At 45.1% G+C, this 18,078-nt stretch carries 17 protein-coding genes; 12 read left to right on the top strand and 5 right to left on the bottom strand.

The window, feature by feature from the left end:
* Positions 1-136: 136 nt before the first annotated feature.
* The gene (locus O9334_RS09980; protein WP_052426699.1) at positions 137-424 is read right to left on the bottom strand and encodes a tetratricopeptide repeat protein; all 288 of its coding nucleotides are present in this window, start codon (positions 422-424) and stop codon (positions 137-139) included.
* Positions 425-868: 444 nt separating this feature from the next.
* On the opposite strand from O9334_RS09980, the gene O9334_RS09975 reads away from it, so the two are divergent.
* The 4 genes from O9334_RS09975 (at position 869) to glgA (ending at position 4,153) form a co-directional block, all read left to right on the top strand.
* Positions 869-1,894 carry an aldo/keto reductase gene (locus O9334_RS09975; RefSeq protein WP_045358760.1) on the top strand — a complete coding sequence of 342 codons (1,026 nt, stop codon included), beginning with the start codon at positions 869-871 and terminating at the stop codon, positions 1,892-1,894.
* Entirely contained in the window at positions 1,891-2,298 is a 408-nt protein-coding gene (locus tag O9334_RS09970; RefSeq protein WP_080754264.1) for a gamma-glutamylcyclotransferase family protein, read from the top strand. Before O9334_RS09975 ends, O9334_RS09970 begins: the two co-directional genes overlap by 4 nt.
* 59 nt (positions 2,299-2,357) lie before the next feature.
* On the top strand, positions 2,358-2,558 hold the full coding sequence (gene psb35 / locus O9334_RS09965; protein WP_045358758.1) for a photosystem II assembly protein Psb35: 201 nt from the start codon (positions 2,358-2,360) through the stop codon (positions 2,556-2,558).
* A gap of 167 nt (positions 2,559-2,725) precedes the next feature.
* Positions 2,726-4,153, top strand: coding sequence for a glycogen synthase GlgA (gene glgA, locus O9334_RS09960; RefSeq protein ID WP_045358757.1), 1,428 nt, complete (start codon positions 2,726-2,728; stop codon positions 4,151-4,153).
* Between the two features lie 49 nt (positions 4,154-4,202).
* Here glgA and O9334_RS09955 read toward each other — a convergent pair whose 3' ends face one another.
* Positions 4,203-4,823: a vWA domain-containing protein gene (locus O9334_RS09955; RefSeq protein ID WP_045358756.1), complete on the bottom strand. Its 621-nt coding sequence runs from the start codon at positions 4,821-4,823 to the stop codon at positions 4,203-4,205.
* Between the two features lie 213 nt (positions 4,824-5,036).
* Between O9334_RS09955 and O9334_RS09950 the strand changes: the two genes are divergently transcribed.
* Positions 5,037-5,369 carry a TMEM165/GDT1 family protein gene (locus O9334_RS09950; RefSeq protein WP_288000103.1) on the top strand — a complete coding sequence of 111 codons (333 nt, stop codon included), beginning with the start codon at positions 5,037-5,039 and terminating at the stop codon, positions 5,367-5,369.
* An 11-nt stretch (positions 5,370-5,380) separates the two neighbouring features.
* Here O9334_RS09950 and O9334_RS09945 read toward each other — a convergent pair whose 3' ends face one another.
* Positions 5,381-5,551: a hypothetical protein gene (locus tag O9334_RS09945; RefSeq protein WP_288000101.1), complete on the bottom strand. Its 171-nt coding sequence runs from the start codon at positions 5,549-5,551 to the stop codon at positions 5,381-5,383.
* A 13-nt stretch (positions 5,552-5,564) separates the two neighbouring features.
* On the opposite strand from O9334_RS09945, the gene O9334_RS09940 reads away from it, so the two are divergent.
* From O9334_RS09940 to O9334_RS09910, 7 genes are all read left to right on the top strand, one after another.
* Positions 5,565-5,840, top strand: a complete 276-nt coding sequence (locus tag O9334_RS09940; protein WP_045358754.1) for a TMEM165/GDT1 family protein — start codon at positions 5,565-5,567, stop codon at positions 5,838-5,840.
* Positions 5,841-6,180: 340 nt separating this feature from the next.
* Positions 6,181-7,497 carry an urea ABC transporter substrate-binding protein gene (gene urtA / locus O9334_RS09935; protein ID WP_045358753.1) on the top strand — a complete coding sequence of 439 codons (1,317 nt, stop codon included), beginning with the start codon at positions 6,181-6,183 and terminating at the stop codon, positions 7,495-7,497.
* A 94-nt stretch (positions 7,498-7,591) separates the two neighbouring features.
* Positions 7,592-8,752 carry an ABC transporter permease subunit gene (locus O9334_RS09930; RefSeq protein WP_288000098.1) on the top strand — a complete coding sequence of 387 codons (1,161 nt, stop codon included), beginning with the start codon at positions 7,592-7,594 and terminating at the stop codon, positions 8,750-8,752.
* A gap of 3 nt (positions 8,753-8,755) precedes the next feature.
* Positions 8,756-9,910: an urea ABC transporter permease subunit UrtC gene (urtC, locus tag O9334_RS09925; RefSeq protein WP_288000096.1), complete on the top strand. Its 1,155-nt coding sequence runs from the start codon at positions 8,756-8,758 to the stop codon at positions 9,908-9,910.
* A gap of 107 nt (positions 9,911-10,017) precedes the next feature.
* Positions 10,018-10,764: an urea ABC transporter ATP-binding protein UrtD gene (urtD, locus tag O9334_RS09920; protein WP_045358751.1), complete on the top strand. Its 747-nt coding sequence runs from the start codon at positions 10,018-10,020 to the stop codon at positions 10,762-10,764.
* 38 nt (positions 10,765-10,802) lie between these two features.
* A complete protein-coding gene (gene urtE, locus O9334_RS09915; protein ID WP_002732163.1) occupies positions 10,803-11,501 on the top strand; it encodes an urea ABC transporter ATP-binding subunit UrtE in 699 nt (232 codons plus the stop codon).
* Between the two features lie 136 nt (positions 11,502-11,637).
* Positions 11,638-12,855 carry a BaiN/RdsA family NAD(P)/FAD-dependent oxidoreductase gene (locus O9334_RS09910; protein WP_288000093.1) on the top strand — a complete coding sequence of 406 codons (1,218 nt, stop codon included), beginning with the start codon at positions 11,638-11,640 and terminating at the stop codon, positions 12,853-12,855.
* 106 nt (positions 12,856-12,961) lie between these two features.
* Here O9334_RS09910 and O9334_RS09905 read toward each other — a convergent pair whose 3' ends face one another.
* Positions 12,962-14,596 carry an alpha-D-glucose phosphate-specific phosphoglucomutase gene (locus O9334_RS09905; RefSeq protein ID WP_288000091.1) on the bottom strand — a complete coding sequence of 545 codons (1,635 nt, stop codon included), beginning with the start codon at positions 14,594-14,596 and terminating at the stop codon, positions 12,962-12,964.
* A 474-nt stretch (positions 14,597-15,070) separates the two neighbouring features.
* The gene (gene pruA, locus O9334_RS09900; RefSeq protein WP_288000089.1) at positions 15,071-18,040 is read right to left on the bottom strand and encodes an L-glutamate gamma-semialdehyde dehydrogenase; all 2,970 of its coding nucleotides are present in this window, start codon (positions 18,038-18,040) and stop codon (positions 15,071-15,073) included.
* Positions 18,041-18,078 lie beyond the last annotated feature (38 nt).

The following is an 18,078-nucleotide window of genomic DNA, read 5'->3' as shown; positions in this document are numbered from 1 at the left end:
CTCCAGCTACATCAAATGTTCCCAAAAAATATAGAAGAGCTAATGCAAATTAGCCGCTATCGGTTGAAGGATTACATCAAAGGACAAAGAGCGATATCGCTTGCCCTATCTACCTTCTAGCTCGCTTGTCCCCCTCTCAGCCTCGCTGAAGGTAAGCGTCAGCATCATAAGGATTGAGGTTAATAGCTTTGTTATAGTCGGCGAGTGCTTTTTGAGGGTTTCCTAATTTGGCATAAGCCAACCCTCGATGAAAGTAAGCTCCGGACAATTTAGGATCGAGGTTAATAGCTTTGTTACAGTCGTTGATCGCCTTTAAGTATTCTTTTAAGTCATTATAAACAGCCCCTCGGTTACTGTAAGTTTTACTGGATTTAGCATTGAGGCGAAGGGCGTGGTTATAGTCAGTCGGGTAGGTTCGTTTCATTCTCTGAAATGTCATTCTCTCAAATCCTTATATGGCAACGTTTTTAGTCGATTTCTCGGAAATACATATCTGAAAATTTTTCAAAACGTCGCGCTTTGTAGGTTGATTCATGAATCAACCTACTATGAGTTGATTCATGAATCAACCTACTATGAGAGCAAAAACCTGTACTTCCCTGCTCCCTAGCCTACCTCATAAGCGATTAAGGGTAGCAAAAAAAAGAATTAGATTCGGAGAATGAATCAGCCCTAGGGCAAGGGGGGGAATATTCAGCTAATCTAAGGATAGGCGGTTAAAATGCGTCTTAGCTTACTCTAAAAAAATAGATAGCTAAATGGGAGGAATTATTGCCGAAATAGGCATGGAAAGAGCCAATATTTCAGACAATTTACCTACAGTGAAGATTTTTGCCGTTAGACTAGGCTAAGAAACCCTACTGGAAATATGCGTTACAAACTTTTAGGTAATAGTGGTCTGCGAGTTTCCGAACTATGTCTAGGAACGATGACATTCGGGGAAGATTGGGGTTGGGGGTCGGATAAAGAAGAAAGTCGGGCGGTTTTTCGGGCTTTTGCGGAAGCGGGCGGCAATTTTCTCGATACTGCTAATCTCTACACTAACGGAACCAGTGAAACATTAGTGGGGGAATTTGTCAAGGGCGATCGAGAAAAATGGGTAATCGCCACCAAATATTCTCTCAACACGCGCCCCGGCGATGTCAATGCCTGCGGAAATCATCGAAAAAACCTCTTTCAAGCGGTAGAAGCTAGTTTAAAGCGTTTAGGTACTGATTACATCGATTTACTCTGGCTTCATCTTTGGGACTCTCTCACTCCTATCGAAGAAGTGATGCGCGCTTTCGATGATTTAGTCAGGATGGGAAAGGTCCTTTATATCGGCATTTCTGACAGTCCTGCTTGGATTGTCTCCCAAGCGAACACCCTGGCCACCCTGCGGGGATGGACACCCTTTATCGGACTACAAATAGAATATTCTCTCAAGGAACGCACCCCCGAACGGGAATTATTGCCCATGGCCAAAGCATTAAATATCGGGGTGACAGCGTGGAGTCCTCTGGGAGGAGGGGTTTTAACGGGAAAATATAATCAACCCAACCCCGTCGATGGTCGTTTAAGCATGACCGACCAACCTTTTCAAATTTTTGATCGCGATCTGAAAATTGCCGAGACTGTCCTAGAGATTGCCAGAGAAATTGAGAAATCACCGGCACAAGTGGCATTAAATTGGCTCAGAAATCGGCCTAACTCCGTAATTCCTCTCATTGGCGCTCGAAAATTGTCCCAATTGCAGGATAATCTCGCCTGTCTGGACTTTAACCTCACCGGGGAACATCGGCAACGACTCGATAATATCAGTGCCATTTCTCTTGGTTTTCCCCACGAACTTTTAGCCAGTCAATTTGTTCGCGATATCCTATTAGGAGGAGTAGCGGCACAATTGGACCGATGATGGAAGTCTTTGTTTATGGAACCCTGAAACCGAAGGAGAGTAACTATTCTGCCTACTGTGCGGGAAAAGTGCTCAACTCTAAAACCGCCTACACAAAGGGGCATTTATACCATCTTACCGCCCTCGGTTATCCCGGACTGACCGAGGGGGATGGCTGGGTCAAGGGAATTTTATTGACTTTTAACGCAGATTATGATATAGGGCTTTTGGATGGTTTGGAAGATTATCAACCCGGCAGATCTCCAGAAGAAAACGAGTATCAGCGTCGCAGAATTCCTATTTATAATCTAGAGCGAGAATTGATCGGCGAAGCTTGGGGATATATGATGACACCGGCAAAAATAGCTTTTCATGGCGGTATTTGGCTGCCTTCCGGTTGGTGGACCGGTAGCGATCGAGAATAGGGATGAGCGGGCCGATTCTGTTAAGATATACAAATTAAAAGCTTAATCGTGAAAAAATTATGTATCTACTCCTAGAAGTGGCCAGTGGCAAATTCCCCGTTTATTTTGTGGCAGTTTATGTGGTCGGTTTTCTCGCTGCTGTCAGCATTGGTTCGATCGCTTGGTATAATTCTAAACGCCCAGTCGGTTGGGAAGATGCCCAAAGACCCGATATTATCCCCGAAGTGAAGACCGAGGTGGATTCTGATTCTCAATCCTAGAAAAAGGCAATTATCGGTTATCAGTTATCATACTGTTTACTGTTTGCCGATAACTGACAAATCGCCAACAGCCCAGAAAATAATCAAGATATTTGATCGATTGGGTGAATAAGTCCCCTATAATCACTAACATTGCCCATATCGATCTTCACAGAAGCGGGAACAGTATGCGAATTCTATTTGTGGGTGCCGAGGCCGCCCCAATTGCCAAAGTTGGGGGAATGGGGGACGTAATTGGGGCATTACCGAAAGTCTTGCGTCAGCTAGGTCATGACGTGCGGATTTTCCTGCCCTACTACGGTTTTCTCGCGGAAAAAATGGATATCCCTTCCGAACCCATTTGGTCAGGATTCGCCATGTTTCAGGATTTTTTGGTCTATGAGACGGTTTTACCCGATACGGATATTCCTCTCTACCTCTTTGGTCATCTAGCTTTTTCTGGACGCAATATCTACGGAGGCGAAGATGAGGCCTGGCGATTTACCCTATTTGCCAATGGTGCAGCGGAATTCGCATGGAATTACTGGAAACCGCAAGTTATTCACTGTCATGATTGGCATACGGGCATGATTCCCGTCTGGATGCACCAAGACCCCGATATTAGCACCGTTTTTACTATCCATAATCTCGCCTACCAGGGGCCTTGGCGGGAGGCGTTAGAAAAAATGACTTGGTGTCCTTGGTATATGCAGGGCGATAATACCATGGCCGCGGCGGTTCAATTTGCTAATCGCGTCACTACCGTTTCTCCTACCTATGCCCGTCAAATACAGACCCCCATTTATGGCGAAAATTTAGAGGGATTATTGTCCTATATTTCCGGCAATCTGGTGGGGATTGTCAACGGCATCGATACGGAGGTGTATAACCCGGCTAAAGATGTTTATCTTAAGCAGAATTTTACCCCAGAAACCATCGAAAAACGTCTGGCTAATAAAATTGCCCTGCAAGAAGAAGTGGGGCTACAGGTCAGTAAAAATGCCTTTGTCATGGGGATGGTGACGCGTTTGGTAGAACAAAAAGGTATTGATCTAGTGATGCAAATTTTAGATCGCTTTCTCACCTATACTGATGCACAATTGATTATTTTAGGTACAGGAGATCGCTATTATGAAACCCAACTATGGGAGATGACTTCCCGTTTCCGGGGGCGAATGTCTCTGCATCTTCTCTACAGTGATGCCCTTTCCCGTCGCATCTATGGGGGGGCCGATGCTTTGTTAATGCCTTCCCGTTTTGAACCCTGTGGCATCTCCCAATTAATGGCCATGCGTTATGGTTGCATCCCCATGGTACGCCGCACCGGTGGTTTAGTCGATACGGTATCTTTCCACGACCCAATTCAGGAAAAAGGAACAGGATTTAGTTTCGATCGCTATGAACCTTTAGACCTGTTTACCTGTATGATCCGGACTTGGGAAAGTTTCCGTTATAAACAGGATTGGCAAAAACTACAGCAACGGGCAATGACTCAAGATTTTAGTTGGTATAAATCCGCTTTGGAATATCTCAAAATCTACAAACAAATCACCGGACAATCGGAGCAATTATCCGATGAGGAAAAAGATAAATTTGTCGCCCTGACTAGCAGTTAAATCCTGCTTAAGTAGGGGTGAAGAGATATCACCCCTACTTAAGCAGCAATTAATCGGTAATGGCGTTGAGAAGAACTTCCGCTAGGGTCATATCTTCCATGTCATCGATAGTAATTGTGTCAACGATATCAAATTTAGCCCCTGCCGATTCTAGTTGATCGTCTAAAGCTTTAAGAAATTCGGTCGCTTGTCGATCATGGCCTACTTGAATCAGAGAAATGGCTAATTCTTGATCGCTATCGAGTTTTCGAGAAGCTTCGATAATTTGACGCATCACCGCTTTGCGATCATCTGGTTCTCCGTCGGTAATCACCAGAATAGTTTCTCCGTTGGGTTTAGTTTTGCCGGCAGTTTTGCGCTGAAAATAATTATCAAGGGCATCTTGCAGCACAGCTGCTAGGTCTGTCCTCCCCATGGGTTCATTTTCTTGATAAATTTGTGTCACCTTATCGGAAGTAACATTATCATAGCGTCGGAAACGTCCAGAGAAAAGATAGATGGTGATGCCGTCCGGATCGACTTCCTCGCACTTTCTAGCCAAGGCGAGGGTGGATTCTTGGGCAATTTGCCAACGGGTTTTCTCGCTGGGTTTATCAGCAGTGGACATACTGCCACTTTTGTCAATAATCAGAGTATAATCTCTGTCCTGTACAACACTTTCACTGGCCATAGGGGCTATACCTCCAAGCAATTTGCGCTCGTCCTAGTCTAATAATTATTAAACTCTAGGATGGAAACTCTACCTCGATCGACTAGGGTTTTTTAACTATTGGGGGGAGGAGACAGCGCCCCCAACAGCAGAAACTATCGCCAGAAAACCGGTCGGGCTAAAATGAAAAAAGTATGAAAATTATTTCTTAACCCGATATTGTTAAATTAGCCGATGAGTGATAGCAAATTGATCGCCTCAACCGAGAAAAAGCCAGATCAGCCACCTTCTTGGAGTTTTTGGACGGTGTTTAGTTCCACATTCCTGACGATATTTTTTGCTGAAATCGGCGATAAAACCCAATTAGCCACCCTTCTGATCAGCGCTGAATCCCAATCCCCCTGGGTGGTTTTTGCCGGGGCAGCCACCGCTTTAATCGCTACCAGTCTCCTCGGTGTCCTGATCGGTTATTGGATTGCGCGTCGTCTTTCCCCGAAAACTTTAGATATCGGTGTCGCTATCCTTCTCCTTTTGATCACCGGTTTACTGATCGGCGATATTCTCTAAGCAATCAGTGATCAAGAGTCAGGAGTCAGGAGATAGGAGACAGGAGACAGGAGATTATTTCTATTTATTCTTCCGACACCCCACACCCCACACCCCACACCCCACACCCCACACCCCACTTCCCCACTTCCCCACTTCCCCACTTCCCCACTTCCCCACTTCCCCACCTCCCCATCACCCATCTCCCTAGAATTTATGAATTGGCAATTATTCGGACTGACATTTATCACGGTTTTTTTGGCAGAAATCGGCGATAAAAGTCAATTAGTAGCGATCGCTCTCGGTGGCAGTTCCAAATCACCTAAAGCTGTCTTTTTTGGCTCAATTACCGCCTTAATCTTCACCAGTTTCTTAGGAGTCCTTGCGGGGGGCAGTATGGCGCAATTATTCCCCGCTAAGATCTTAAAAGCGATAGCGGCCATCGGTTTTGCTCTGCTTGCTGTCCGGCTGCTTTGGCCAGATTCGGATTGATCATTGGGTTGGGCTGAATATTACTGGAAGCCTTACTAGAAAACGGTTTTGGCACTTTTTCCAGGCACGCGAGGCTATTGTGTTATTATGACTTCCCCGACCGGCGACCGACTCCTGATAGCTAAAAAACTGAGGCAAATTCCAGAAAAATCATTAATTTTTCCTGAAAAAGTAGTAAAAGTTACAAAAAACATCTAAAAAGTAGCGAAAATTACAAAAAAACTGCTAACCTAGCCGTAGGATCACACAGATATTCCTAGAAAGATTCCCGAAAATCTCCTCAGCAAAAACATCCGTGTGAAGTAGCTAATATTGTCAGCGAGGTTAGTTCAAGATCATCATGTCAAATTTAGGACGACGTAAATTTCTCCTGTACGGTTCTGCCGCTTTGGGAACCAGTATTCTGTTAAAAGCTTGCGGTGGCAATCAAAGCCAAACCCCCACGGCTAGTCCTAGCCCGGCTGCTAGTCCCGCCCCAGCTTCTGGAGAGACAATTAAGGTGGGTATTCTGCACTCCCTCAGTGGCACCATGGCCATCAGTGAAACCAGCGTAGTCGATGCGGAAAAACTGGCGATCGAGGAAATCAATGCCGCCGGTGGTGTTCTTGGTAAACAGATCGAGGCAGTGGTGGAAGATGGCGCTTCCGATTGGCCAACTTTTGCCGAAAAAGCCACCAAACTGATCGATCAGGACAAAGTTGCGACTGTCTTCGGTTGTTGGACTTCCGCCAGTCGTAAGGCGGTTTTACCCGTGTTTGAAGCCAAAAACCATATGCTCTGGTATCCTGTCCAGTACGAGGGTCAAGAGTGTTCTAGAAATATCTTCTACACTGGGGCCGCCCCCAACCAACAGATCGAGCCGGCAGTGACTTGGTTGCTGGAAAATAAAGGGAAAAAATTCTTCCTCGTCGGTTCCGACTACGTTTTTCCCCGCACTGCCAACACGATTATTAAAGAGCAGTTAAAGGCGAAAGGCGGCGAAACCGTGGGCGAAGACTATCTACCCCTAGGTAACACGGAAGTTACCCCGATTATCACCAAAATTAAGCAAGCTTTACCCGATGGCGGCGTTATTTTCAACACCCTCAACGGTGACAGTAACGTGGCTTTCTTTAAACAACTGCAAGCGGCCGGTTTAACTCCCGATAAATATCCGGTCATGTCGGTGAGTGTTGCCGAGGAAGAAGTTAAACAGATCGGGAAGGAATATCTCCTCGGTCAATACGCTTGTTGGAACTATTTCCAAACCGTAGATACCCCCGCTAACAAGAAATTTGTTGAGGCTTTTCGAGCTAAATTCGGTCAGGAGCGCGTCACTAACGACCCCATGGAAGCGGCCTACATCATGGTCTATCTCTGGAAGCAAGCGGTGGAACAAGCGGCAACCGCCGATGATCTCGACAAAGTTCGCGCCGCAGCCGTAGGACAGAAATTCGATGCTCCCGAAGGACCAGTGGAAATGTTCCCCAATCATCATATCTCCAAAACCGTCCGCATTGGTCAGGTGAGAGATGATGGTCTATTTAACATCGTTTGGTCAACTCCGGGGGTAGTGGATCCGCAACCTTGGAACCAATTTGTCCCCGAAACTAAGGGCTTTGCCTGTGACTGGACGGATCCGGCTAAGGGCGGTAAGTTCAAAATGGAAAAATCCTAGTTTTAGGAGTTTTTTCAGACAATAACGAGAGTGAGGTGGGCATTACTGTTCACCCCACTTTTTAAAGCTTAAAAATGCACGGGAATAACGAAAAGTGTCAGCATTATTGGAAGGATTGTTTAATGGTATTAGCATCGGTTCTGTGCTATTGCTGGCCGCTTTAGGACTAGCGATTGTCTTTGGACTGATGGGGGTAATTAATCTCGCTCACGGTGAGTTAATGATGTTAGGGGCCTACAGTACTTTTGTGGTGCAAAATGTCTTTAAAGGTTTCGGTTCTCCCCTCTTTGATACTTATGTTTTATTCGCCCTACCGATCGCTTTTTTAGTGTCGGGATTGGCGGGATTATTATTAGAAAGGGGGGTGATTAGGTTCCTCTACGGCAGACCCCTAGAAACGCTGCTGGCCACTTGGGGAGTTAGCTTAATTCTGCAGCAATTTGTCAGAAGTGTCAACGGCTTATTAGTAATTAGTTTAATAGTTTTATGTCTGTTATTTTTTGGGGCGATGACGGTGTTAAGTCGTCGCTTAGATTGGGAGAGAATTCGCAATTTAGCTATCGGTGTCACCCTGCCTTTATCCCTAGCTATCGCTGGATTATTAGGCTATCTTTTATCTTTTAATCCCGTTCTCGCTAGACCCTGGTTTAGTGCCAGAAACGTCGATGTCACGGCTCCTGCTTGGTTACGGGGAGGTTTACCTTTACCCGGTTTTCAAATGCCCTACACCCGTCTATTTATTATTATTTTGACTGCCATTTGTTTGTTAGGAACCTATTGGTTTTTAAATAAATCTTCTTGGGGTTTACGCATTCGTGCCGTCACCCAAAATCGCCAGATGAGTGCCTGTTTAGGCATTCCGACAAATCAAGTGGATGCTTTGACTTTTGCCCTCGGTTCGGGATTAGCTGGAGTTGCCGGTTGTGCGATTAGTTTTTTGGGTTCCGTCGGTCCAAACGTGGGACAAAATTATATCGTTGATACCTTCATGGTAGTGGTGGTGGGGGGAGTGGGTAATCTCCTGGGAACTATTATCGCAGCTATGGCCATCGGTGTGGCTAATTATTTAATTGGTTCGGGAACTTTTGCCCTGATTTTTGGTTCCGTAGAAGCACTAAAACCCCTAACGGATTTCTTCACCTTTTTCTCCACCACTAGCATGGCAAAAGTGATGATTTTTGCTTTAATTATTGCTTTCTTGCAATTCAAACCTGCGGGAATTTTTCCTCCTAAAGGACGTACTGCCGAGTTATAGATTATGATTACCGAAACCATCACTAGAAACGAATCCCGACAACGGGAAAAGAAAAAGTTAATCACGGAAATCGCTGTTATTGTTGGATTGGTGGTCATCTTTGCGGTGTTACTGCCCTTAGCTTTGTCGGCTTTCCGTTTGCGTTTATTGGGGCGATTTCTTTCCCTGGCTATTGTCGCTTTGGGGATAGATTTAATCTGGGGTTATACGGGTTTATTAAGTCTTGGTCATGGCATCTTTTTTGCCCTCGGTGGTTACGCTTTGGCCATGTACCTAAATCTTCAGTTACCACCGGGACAACTGCCCGAATTTTTTACTCTCTACGGGGTGACAGAATTACCTTTTGTTTGGCAACCTTTTTATTCCCTACCTTTGACAATTCTAGCCCTAATTATCGTACCAGCGATCATGGCGGCATTATTAGGTTATTTAATCTTCCGCAATCGCATTAAAGGGGTTTATTTCTCGATTTTAACCCAAGCGGCTTTACTGGTATTTTTTAACTTTTTTAACGGCCAACAAAAGTTAATTAACGGCACTAATGGCTTAAAAACCGATACCCAAACAATTTTCGGGTTACTGGTGGGTTCCGATGCCGTTCAAGTGGCCTTTTATTTACTCACAATTGTCTGTTTACTGGCTATTTATCTCCTCTGTCGTTGGTTAACTACGGGCAGATTTGGGCGCTTGTTAGTCGCCATTCGCGATGACGAGGTGCGGGTTCGTTTTTCTGGTTATGATCCTACTTGGTTTAAGGTGTTAGTTTTTGCCATTTCTGGGGCGATTGCTGGTGTTGCCGGCGCTCTTTATACGGTGCAAACGGGAATTATCACCCCTAACTCTATGGATGTGGCTTTTTCCATTGAAATGGTGATTTGGGTGGCTGTGGGGGGACGTGCTACCCTTGTGGGGGCAGTTATCGGTACTTTATTAGTACGCCTAGCCCAAACTTTTTTAAGCGAACAATTTCCGGAAGTCTGGGTATTTTTACAAGGGGCCCTATTCCTAATTGTGGTGACAGTGCTTCCCGATGGTATTCTCGGTGGGATTAAACGTTTGCTGACTCATTTTGGTTTCCGCAAAACTTTAATTACCTATCCTAGTATTGAGGAAGATCCAGAAGCGCAACTGGAAAAAGAAGAATTAGAGCATAAGTGATTTTATTCTATTAGTATTCAGGAGTCAGTTATCAGATGTGAGTTTTCAGTTCACTGATTACTGTTTACTGTTCACTGAAAATACTTCCCAATTCCCTCTTAGAAATTATGACTGGAAAAATCCTAGAAATCGAGAATCTTACCGTTAGTTTTGGGGGTTTTAAGGCTCTCAATAATCTTAATTTCAGTATGGATACGGGAGAATTGCGGGTGATTATCGGTCCCAATGGTGCGGGAAAAACCACTTTTTTAGATGTGATTACGGGGAAAGTGCAACCCACCATCGGACGGGTATTATTTAAAGGTCGAGATCTCCGCAAAATTCCTGAATTTGCGATCGCTCGTTTAGGTATCGGTCGCAAATTTCAAACTCCTAGGGTATATTTAAATCTAACTGTCCGAGAAAATCTCGATTTAGTTAGCAATCGCAATAAAAATGTTTTCTCAACTCTTTTCGGTCGTCCTCCCCTAGAAGATAGCAGAAAAGTTATTGGTTTATTGGAAACTATCGGGTTAACTGCTAAAGCTGATTTATCCGCTTCTTTACTTTCTCACGGGGAAAAACAACGCTTAGAAATTGGTCAATTAGTGGCCCAGTCACCAGATTTGCTGCTAGTAGATGAACCCGTGGCAGGATTAACCGATGAGGAAACGGAAAACGTGGGTAATTTGTTATTAAATCTAGCGAAAAGTCATTCAATTATTGTCATCGAACACGATATGGAATTTGTCCGGCAAATTGCCCGCAAAGTCACGGTTTTACACCAAGGAACTGTTCTATGTGAGGGGAATATGGAGCAAATTCAAAATGATCCGAAAGTTATTGAAGTTTATCTAGGTTCCTCGGAAGAATAAAGAGTAAAATGATTAAAATTAGTTAAAAAGGGTTGACAATGTTACACATATCTGATCTCAATGTTTACTACGGAGAAAGTCATATTTTAAGAGATGTTGATCTTAACATTAATGCGGGAGAAATGGTCTGTTTAATCGGACGTAATGGCGTGGGTAAAACTACCCTATTAAAAACCTTGATGGGTATCTTAAAACCGCGAGCGGGAACAATTAATTATGAGCAAGAAAACCTGATTAATAAAACCTCAGATCAAAGAGCCAGATTAGGACTGGGTTATGTGCCGCAGGGTAGGGATATTATTCCCCGTTTAACGGTAAAAGAGAATTTAATTCTCGGTTTGGAAGCTTTACCTACAAAAAGAAAAAATGCCACAATTCCCGAAGAAATCTTTGATTTGTTTCCCGTTTTAAAAACCATGTTATCGCGGATGGGAGGAGATTTAAGCGGTGGACAACAACAGCAATTAGCCATCGCTCGCGCCTTAGTGGGGGAACCAAAATTATTAATTTTAGATGAACCCACGGAAGGAATTCAACCGTCAATTATCCTCGAAATTGAAGCGGCGGTACGGCGTATTGTTGCCAGCAAAGGAATCGCCGTTTTATTAGTAGAACAACACCTGCATTTTGTCCGCCAAGCTGATCGATATTACGCCATGCAGAAAGGGGGAATTGTTGCTTCCGGTTTCACGAGCGAATTAAGTCAAGAAGTCATTCAGCGATTTTTGGCGGTTTAAACTTAACTTTTTCCTTGATAAGTAGGTAGGTGTTAAAAATTATCAGACACCCCCCTTATCAAGGGGGGATTAAGGGGGGATCAAGGGGGGATTAAGGGGGGATATATCTTCAATTTAATTATAACCACTTACTTATATGACTCAAATAGTCGTAATTGGTGGCGGGGCAGCGGGATTTTTTGGCGCAATTAAAGCGGCAGAATCTAACCCAAAAGCTGGCGTTACTATCCTAGAAGCGGCAAAAGAACCCCTGGTGAAAGTGCGGATTTCGGGAGGGGGACGCTGTAATGTCACCCATCATTGTTTTGATGTTTCCCAATTGGTTAATTATTATCCTCACGGTGGCAAAGCACTACGGGGAGCTTTTAGTCGGTTTCAACCCCAAGATACTATTAAATGGTTTGAATTGCGAGGGGTAAAACTCAAAACAGAAGCGGATGGACGAATGTTTCCCAGCACCGATAATTCTGAAACTATTGTTAATTGTCTGCGGGAAAGTGCGACTTTTGCTGGGGTTAATTTAAGGCTAAATTCCCCGGTTAAATCGGTTAAAAAACAGGAAGAAAGTTTTTTAATTGAATTAAAAAGAGATGAGCAAATTAGGGCAGATAAGCTTTTAATTGCTACGGGAAGTAGTCCTTTTGGTTATCGCACCGCTCAAGATTTAGGTCATTCTCTAGTCTCTCCTGTCCCTTCTTTATTTACCTTTCAAATTGCCGATCCTCGTCTGAAAGATTTGTTAGGGGTTACTGTGGATAAAGTGCGAGTTCGTCTTGGGGGAAGTAAATTAGAACAAATCGGACCCTTGTTAATTACCCATTGGGGAGTCAGTGGACCGGCTATTTTAAAACTTTCTGCTTGGGGGGCGCGGTTACTTCACGAGCATCATTACCGAATGCCTTTAATCATTAATTGGTTGGGGGATTATCCTCCTGAAAAATTGCGAGAAATTATCTTACAAACTAAAAGTGAATATCCCAAAAGAAAACTTTTTAATTATTGTCCCTTTGAGCAGTTACCTAAGCGTCTTTGGCAGAGTTTATTAAGTTACTTGACTGTTAACTCGGAAACTCCCTGGGCAGAATTATCTAAAAATACTCTCAATCGATTGATGATTGAATTACAGCAGGGGGAATATCAAATCAAAGGGAAAGGGGTGTTTAAGGAGGAATTTGTCACCTCTGGAGGAGTGAATCTTCAGGAAGTGGATTTTAAAACTATGGAAAGTAAAATCTGTCCGGGGTTATATTTTGCCGGGGAGGTACTAGATATCGATGGAGTCACGGGGGGATTTAATTTTCAATGCGCTTGGACCACTGGTTATCTCGCCGGACAAGCCATGGGCAATAGATAGGGCTGGCTGAATAAATCTAGTTTAGGCTTTTTTGACCTCAAAAAGTGCCAGCCATTGGAGGGATCGGGGGGAACCCTGCCCCCACGAAAAACTTTTTCAGCCAACCCTAGGTAATAACCGTGGGTTGTTCCCGTCCGGTAGATTGACGAATTTGACCGATTTCTTCGGCTAAATCAATTAACGGCTGTAGGGCCTTTTGGGTGTCGATATCGTGTTTACTCGCGTCCGGTTCATAACTTTCTAGATAAACCCGGAGAGTTGCCCCTTTAGTTCCCGTCCCCGATAGACGGTAAATAATCCGAGAACCATCGGTAAAACCAATGCGAATCCCTTGATTTTTACTCACACTACCATCCACGGGATCCGTGTAGCTAAAATCATCGGCATATTCCACTTCATAGTTACCAAATTGTTGACCCTTAAGGTCTAAAACCAGCTTCTGGAGACGTGCCATCATCTCTTTTGCCGGTTCTAAGGCGACTTCTTCGTAATCATGACGAGAATAGAAATTACGACCGAACTCTTGCCAATGACTGCGAACAATTTCCTCTACCGATTCCCCTTTAACTGCCAAAATATTTAACCAGAAAAGAACCGCCCATAAACCATCTTTTTCGCGAATATGATTGGAACCCGTGCCGAAACTTTCCTCCCCGCAAAGGGTTGCTTTCCCCGCATCTAACAAATTACCGAAGAATTTCCAACCGGTGGGAGTTTCATAACAGTCAATTCCCAGTTTAGCCGCTACCCGATCGGCCGCCGCACTGGTGGGCATCGATCGCGCCACTCCCGTGATACCATTTTGATAGCCCGGTACTAGATGAGCGTTGGCAGTTAGTACAGCTAAACTATCACTGGGGGTAACAAAAAAATTCTGACCGAGGATCATATTGCGATCGCCATCTCCATCGGAAGCAGCCCCAAAATCGGGTGCATCTTGACCAAAGAGAATTTCTACCAGATCATGGGCATAGACTAGGTTAGGATCGGGATGACCCCCACCAAAGTCCTCTAGGGGAATACCATTTAATACTGTACCCTTGGGCGCACCTAAACGCTGTTCAAATAGAGCATAAGCGTAGGGACCCGTCACCGCATGGAGAGAATCCATGCACATTTTAAACTTACCAGAAGTGAGTAGGGCCTGAATGCGATCAAAATCAAAAATCTTTTCCATCATTTTGACGTAGGGAGTAACCGCATCGATCACTTCCACATCCATAGTTCCCAGTTTAAAGGAACTGGGGCGATCAAGATTAATATCGGCCCCTGAGAGGATTTTATAACTGCTAATCACCTTAGTCTCGGCATAAATTGCATCGGTGATATTTTCCGGTGCCGGTCCGCCGTTAGTAATATTGTACTTAATGCCAAAATCCCCCTCTGGACCGCCGGGGTTATGACTAGCGGAGAGAACAATACCGCCAAAAGCGTTATTTTCACGAATTAACCCAGAAATAGCGGGAGTGGAGACAATACCATCGGTTCCCACGAGAATTCTGCCGATACCGTTAGCGGCGGCGATTTTCAGGATAGTTTGAATAGCTTGACGGTTATAATAACGACCATCTCCACCGACGACTAGGGTTTGACCCTCGATACCGTCTAAAGTATTGAAGATAGCTTGAATAAAATTTTCCAGATAATGGGGTTGTTGAAAAACGGGAACGGATTTTCGCAGTCCGGAAGTTCCGGGTTTCTGGTCACTAAAGGGTTTTGTGGCAACGGTTTCAATCGTCATAGTCTTTTCTTGATAGGCCGACGCAATTCTCAACTTAAGTATATAGCAGTAGGTTGACAGCCAAGAAATCGGGTGGGAAAGACAACGGCCGGGGAGTCCCCTGTCATAGTAAATCCTGTTTAAAAAGTCTAGGAGAGTGGGGAGACCACTTCGTGCGCGTTGCGGGGGGGGAGATGGGGAGATGGGGGAGTGGGGAGATAGGGAAGTGGGGGGAAGAGAAAACAAATAGAAATATTCTCCGTTCGGCTGAGCTCACGGCCGAAGCCTGACGACCGACTCCTGATTCCTGAGTAACGCACAGAAAACGGGTTTCTCGGAGAAACCCGTTTTCTACTCATGCAGAAGGCAAAACGGAGAATAAATAATCAGTTTTTAATAACTGGATTTATTATGACTCCTGACTCCTGACTCGGAGAATACTGACTCCTAACCCCACCAACAAACTTTTTGCCGCAAACCCTAGCTATAAATCGCTTAATCGGCCCCTTCAATCGGTGCAAATCCCTGACGTTGAATATTCTCGCTGATGTGACGAGGTTCGAGGAATTGCAGCAGATAATCCGGACCCCCTGCTTTGGAACCTACCCCCGACATCTTGAAACCCCCGAAGGGTTGACGGGAGACAATCGCGCCGGTGATTCCCCGGTTAATATAGAGGTTTCCCACTTCAAATTCCTGCATAGCTCGGTTAATATGGGCAGGAGTGCGAGAATATAAGCCACCGGTTAAAGCATAGTCGGTTCCGTTAGCTACGGCTAAAGCTTCCTCGAAATTACTCACTTTGATAATCGCCACCACCGGACCGAAAATTTCCTCCATCGCTATTACCGCATCGGGGGGAACATTCTTAAAGACGGTGGGACTGACGAAGTAACCCACTTCTGGAATTGGCATTTCTAGGGCTAATTCTGCCTCTTTTTTACCAGTTTCGATGTATTCCCGAATTCTTGCTTGAGCTTTCTCGTCGATAACCGGTCCTACTTCCGTACTCGGTAAATCCGTCGGCCCGATATTGAGGGACCCGGTAGCCTCGACAAAGCGCTCCACAAAGCTATCATAGACGCTTTCCAGAACGATTATCCGCGAACAGGCCGAACATTTCTGGCCGGTGTAGCCAAAAGCGGACTTAACCGCACCGACAACGGCCTGATCTAAATCGGCACTCTCATCGACAATTAGGGCATTTTTGCCGCCCATTTCGGCGATAACTCGTTTTAGGTGTTTTTGACCCTTTTGCACGATGGAGGCATCTGTATAGATGCGACAGCCCACTTCTCGTGAACCGGTGAAGGCGATTAGGTGAACATCGGGATGGCTAACTAAATGCGCCCCCACTTGCGAACCTTTACCCGGGATATATTGGAAGACTCCGGCAGGAATACCCGCTTCTAGGAGAATCTCGGCAAATTTCGCCGTAATCACCGAGGAAGTCTCGGCAGGTTTCAATAGCGTACAGTTACCTGCTACTAAAGCCGCTACTGTCATCCCCACCGCAATGGCTAGGGGGAAATTCCAGGGAGAAATCACTAAAGCAATACCCCGGGGTTGGTAGAAATAACGATTATTCTCACCTGCTACGTCGAAATTATGCCCTAAATCCAGTCTTTCCATCTCGGAGGCGTAATAACGGCAAAAATCGATCGCTTCTGACACTTCCGGATCCGCCTGTTGGATAACTTTGCCCACTTCCAAACAAATCCAGGCCGATAACTCGTGTCGTCGCGCTTCCATCAAATCCGCCGCTTTTCGCAGTATTTCGGCTCTTTTAGCCACTGGAGTGCGTCTCCAAGCGGGAAAAGCCTGTTTCGCCGCTATGATCGCTTTTTCTGCCTGTTCCACCTCAATTAAGCCCACTTTCCCCACTATTTCCTGCGGGTTACAGGGATTAACGGAATTAATTTGAACATTGGTGGCGACGTATTCGCCGTTAATTAGGGGTAAATAGGTCTTACCGAGGGAATTTTTGACAAAAGTAAGGGCTTGACTCGCTTTATTTCGTAATTGCTCGTTGGCATAATCCGTATCGGCGGCATTAGGAAAACCGGGGATAATCGGGTTATCCTTGCCTAAAACCCGGGGGGCTGCGATTAAATCTTCCACGGGACGATCCTCCAAATTTTGCCGGAGGAAGGAACTATTAGCGGTATTTTCCAATAAACGACGGATTAGGTAGGCCATACCGGGTAAGAGTTGTCCGTAGGGGGAATAAACCCGCACCCGATGACCCCGCTTCACTAAGGCTTTGGCTAATTGGTCGCCCATGCCGTACAATACCTGCATTTCAAAGCGACGACGGGGAATTTCTAAACTTTCTGCGATCGCACAGGCTAGGGCTTGCGATCGCACGTTATGACTACCGATAGCGGCGTATAAATATTGATGATTTTCCAATAATAACCGCGTCATCCGTTCATAATTGGCATCTGTGGCCGATTTTTCGTTATATACCGGCTGTGGCCAGTGATTTTGCCGAGATTTAATCGTTTCCTGATCCCAGTAAGCGCCTTTGACTAGCCGGACAGTAAGGGGATAACCGCGCTTTTTGGCCCAATTAATTAAATCTTGTAAATCTTGGGCAGAATCTCTTAAATATGCCTGTAGGGTGATGCCAATATCGGTACGACTGCGAAATTCTTCTTCTAGGAGTAATTCTTTCAGGATAGCCAGGGTGAGGTTTTTATAAACGTACTGTTCCATATCAAAATGGACTGCCACCCCTAACTCCTGAGCGCGTCGCAACAGTAGGCGAATGCGATCGCAAACTTTCTCCTTACTGCCAATCGGATCCATGGGATCAAACTGAGAATAAAAGGCAGTTAGCTTGACAGAAACCTGCACTTGTGGTAATAAGTCGCCGTCCGCTTCATCAATTTGGCTAACTTTATTCCATTTGCTCGCTTCTTGAGCCAAATGGGTCATTAAATCGAGATAACTTTGTAGATAAACTTGGGTTTCCGCTTCAGTAATTACCGCTTCACCGAGGAGATCTATGGTAAAAGCCATTTTTTCCTTCCGCAGACGGGTGACAGTGCGAGTAATTTGCTCTAGGTCTTCCCCAGCGATATACTTACGAGCTAAGGTTTCTACGGATTTACTGATCAGACTGGCGGCCGTTTGAGCGGGTAGGGAGTTAGGATCACTAAAGTTGAGGATACTTTTCAGCGCACTGGGCAGTTCTACGGAGGCATCACCGAGGTATTGTTGGAGATGATTAGCGATCTCGGCATTACTGCGTAAAGCGGGTAAACAGTCAATAAAACGGAATAATTGTACTCGTAAATTGGGGTTAGACATTGCCCAATCGAGTAATTTATCATCCCAACGCATTTGATCCTGTAAAGCAGACCAAAGACCTTTTTTTTCCCGAGTTTCGGCTAAAAGTTGTCTAGCGATCTCTTGGGTTTTGGTTTCGTAGTTTTGAGTTGAGTCGATTTGGATAACCACGGCGATTCAAGTAAAAAAATTATCAACGGGATTCAGCT

The sequence above is a fragment of the Microcystis sp. LE19-8.1F genome (assembly GCF_027531715.1).
Lineage (GTDB): Bacteria > Cyanobacteriota > Cyanobacteriia > Cyanobacteriales > Microcystaceae > Microcystis > Microcystis wesenbergii_A.
The sequence above is the reverse complement of the archived record's forward strand: the minus strand, read 5'-3'. Positions and strand labels throughout refer to the sequence as shown.

Excerpts from the sequence above, each read along its gene's own strand:
- O9334_RS09980 (WP_052426699.1), bottom strand. The coding sequence starts at position 424 with ATGAAACGAACCTACCCGACTGACTATAACCACGCCCTTCGCCTCAAT.
- O9334_RS09975 (WP_045358760.1), top strand. The coding sequence starts at position 869 with ATGCGTTACAAACTTTTAGGTAATAGTGGTCTGCGAGTTTCCGAACTA.
- O9334_RS09970 (WP_080754264.1), top strand. The coding sequence starts at position 1,891 with ATGATGGAAGTCTTTGTTTATGGAACCCTGAAACCGAAGGAGAGTAAC.
- psb35 (WP_045358758.1), top strand. The coding sequence starts at position 2,358 with ATGTATCTACTCCTAGAAGTGGCCAGTGGCAAATTCCCCGTTTATTTT.
- glgA (WP_045358757.1), top strand. The coding sequence starts at position 2,726 with ATGCGAATTCTATTTGTGGGTGCCGAGGCCGCCCCAATTGCCAAAGTT.
- O9334_RS09955 (WP_045358756.1), bottom strand. The coding sequence starts at position 4,823 with ATGGCCAGTGAAAGTGTTGTACAGGACAGAGATTATACTCTGATTATT.
- O9334_RS09950 (WP_288000103.1), top strand. The coding sequence starts at position 5,037 with ATGAGTGATAGCAAATTGATCGCCTCAACCGAGAAAAAGCCAGATCAG.
- O9334_RS09945 (WP_288000101.1), bottom strand. The coding sequence starts at position 5,551 with ATGGGTGATGGGGAGGTGGGGAAGTGGGGAAGTGGGGAAGTGGGGAAG.
- O9334_RS09940 (WP_045358754.1), top strand. The coding sequence starts at position 5,565 with ATGAATTGGCAATTATTCGGACTGACATTTATCACGGTTTTTTTGGCA.
- urtA (WP_045358753.1), top strand. The coding sequence starts at position 6,181 with ATGTCAAATTTAGGACGACGTAAATTTCTCCTGTACGGTTCTGCCGCT.
- urtC (WP_288000096.1), top strand. The coding sequence starts at position 8,756 with ATGATTACCGAAACCATCACTAGAAACGAATCCCGACAACGGGAAAAG.
- urtD (WP_045358751.1), top strand. The coding sequence starts at position 10,018 with ATGACTGGAAAAATCCTAGAAATCGAGAATCTTACCGTTAGTTTTGGG.
- urtE (WP_002732163.1), top strand. The coding sequence starts at position 10,803 with ATGTTACACATATCTGATCTCAATGTTTACTACGGAGAAAGTCATATT.
- O9334_RS09910 (WP_288000093.1), top strand. The coding sequence starts at position 11,638 with ATGACTCAAATAGTCGTAATTGGTGGCGGGGCAGCGGGATTTTTTGGC.
- O9334_RS09905 (WP_288000091.1), bottom strand. The coding sequence starts at position 14,596 with ATGACGATTGAAACCGTTGCCACAAAACCCTTTAGTGACCAGAAACCC.